Origin of the sequence: Halorientalis sp., from assembly GCF_028275115.1 — an archaeon.
Lineage (GTDB): Archaea > Halobacteriota > Halobacteria > Halobacteriales > Haloarculaceae > Halorientalis.
The window spans coordinates 1-1,589 of the sequence record NZ_JAQCNH010000143.1; the positions used below are offsets into that span (position 1 = coordinate 1).

The 1,589-nt window shown below is 60.6% G+C and carries 1 protein-coding gene; it reads left to right on the forward strand.

The genetic code is table 11. The features are described from left to right. Positions 1 to 54 precede the first annotated feature (54 nt). Positions 55 to 1,458, forward strand: a complete 1,404-nt coding sequence (locus Q0964_RS17515; RefSeq protein ID WP_299270360.1) for a heme o synthase — start codon at positions 55 to 57, stop codon at positions 1,456 to 1,458. Positions 1,459 to 1,589: the final 131 nt, after the last annotated feature.

The window sequence follows — 1,589 nt, forward strand, 5'->3', positions numbered from 1 at the left end:
GAATCGCTGGAGGGAAAACGCGAAACATAAGTGCACCCCATCTAAAAGGCGAGTATGCTACGGGGCCGGTCCGGACCGACGCCAACGACGTTGCTCGGAACTTCGGTACTCGGGGTCTACCTGCTCGTGGTGGTGGGGGCAACGGCCTCACTCACCGAGGCAGCAGAGGCCTGTTCGAACTGGCCGGGCTGTGCCGGTTCGCTCGACGACCCCGCCGTTCTGGTTGCCCTTGGTCACCGCATCACTGCAGCAGTCCTGGGACTGCTCGTACTTGTCACCTCATTCATCGTGTTTGTCTCCGATACCTCCACCCGGGTCAAAGGGGCCACGGCAGGTGCACTCGTTTTGTATCCCAGCCAGGTTGTCGTGGGGGCGGTGCTGTCGACCGGAACTAATCTCCCGACAGGACTCCACCTGTTGGTCGGTCTTGCCATCTTCGGCACACTGGTTCTCGCACTCGCATGGCAACTTGAGGACGTAACTGGCAAGACAGAGCAGCCGATCGGACCGGCCACGGCCCGCCCTACCACGGATTCACACACCGAGTCGGTCGAATCGAGTTCGGAACACTCGGCTTTCGCGTCACATCGGACTGGTATCCAAACCCGTCTGTACGCGTATTTTCGTCTGATGAAACCACGACTCATGTGGCTTCTCTCCCTCGTCGCCGCGGCCGCAATGGCGCTTGCGGCCGGATCGGGACTTGCCGTCAGGACGATCGTACTCACACTCGGAGGCGGGGTTCTCGCGATCGGTGCCAGCGGGACCTTCAACCACGTTCTCGAGCGGGATCGTGACAGGCGGATGTCCAGAACAAATGACAGGCCAACCGTCACACAGCGTGTCCCGGTACGGAACGCAGTCATCTTTGGAGCGTTGCTGACGGCGGCTTCGGTTGTGTTGTTCCTGCAGGTGAATCTCCTCACTGCGGCCCTGGGTCTGGTCGCGATCCTGTTTTATACGGTCGTGTATACGCTGGTACTCAAACCCAACACGGTACAGAACACGGTGCTTGGTGGCGCTGCGGGTTCACTACCGGCGCTGATCGGCTGGGCTGCGGTGACCGGGCGGATCGGGGTTACCGGTGTCGTCCTTGCCGGGCTGATATTCGTGTGGACGCCCGCACACTTCTACAATCTGGCGCTGGCGTACAAGAAAGACTACGCGCGAGGTGGCTTCCCGATGATGCCTGTGGTGCGTGGTGAAACGACGACACGAAAACACATTCTGCTGTGGCTCGGGGCCACACTTGCCGCCACGACGACACTCATCCGACTGAGTCAACTCGGTTGGCTGACCGCTCTCACCACGACGACACTGGGGGCAGTCTTCCTCTGGGCAGCTGTTCGACTGCACCGCGAACAGACCGAAACGGCTGCATTCAGGGCATTTCACGCCTCGAATGCGTACTTAGGGCTCGTATTAGTCGCTGTCGTCGTCGACGCACTTGCGCTCTGAAGATCCCAGGCAGAGCTTTTCCTGGGGTAGTCGACCGCACGCGGTCGGGACAACGTCGACCCCTACTAGTCCGTCTGAAACCAGATGACCTACTGTCGTTGGACGGAGGCGCCGACGCCGTCGATCACGTC

Bases quoted from the DNA above. Each gene is read 5' to 3' on its own strand.
- Q0964_RS17515 (WP_299270360.1), top strand. From the start codon at position 55: ATGCTACGGGGCCGGTCCGGACCGACGCCAACGACGTTGCTCGGAACT.